The organism is Aromatoleum evansii, from assembly GCF_012910805.1.
GTDB classification, from domain to species: Bacteria; Pseudomonadota; Gammaproteobacteria; order Burkholderiales; family Rhodocyclaceae; genus Aromatoleum; species Aromatoleum evansii.
In genome coordinates, this window is sequence record NZ_WTVK01000209.1 from 1 (window position 1) to 461 (window position 461).

The 461-nt window shown below is 66.4% G+C and carries 1 protein-coding gene; it reads right to left on the reverse strand.

Going from position 1 to position 461, the window contains the following annotated elements:
- Positions 1–461 (reverse strand): ATP-binding protein (locus GO615_RS27960; RefSeq protein WP_169133083.1); only part of this gene is annotated, 461 nt, incomplete at both ends.

A 461-nucleotide genomic window follows, 5' to 3' on the forward strand; every position in this document is an offset into this window, starting at 1 on the left:
ACCTGATCCGGTGTGCAGCGGCACGCCCGCAGCGGATGCCCGCGATAGCCGCACGGACACGGGTTCATTGCGGCAATCAGCTGGAAGCTGGCAGGGAAGTCTGTCTGACGCGCTGCGCGTGAGATGGTGATGTGGCCGGTTTCCAATGGCTCACGCAGGACTTCGAGCACACGGCGCTCGAACTCGGGAAGCTCGTCGAGGAAGAGCACGCCCTGATGCGCCAGCGAGATTTCGCCCGGCCTGGGCGTGTTGCCCCCGCCCACCATCGCCACCGCAGATGCTGTGTGGTGTGGCGAACGGAACGGCCGCACCTTCCAACGCCGTGCGTCGAAGCCGCGCGTGGTCAGGCTCATCACCGCGGCGGCGGAAAGCGCTTCGTCATCGCTCATGTCCGGCAGCAAGCCGGGAAACCGTTGCGCGAGCATCGACTTGCCGGTGCCGGGCGGCCCGATCATCAACAT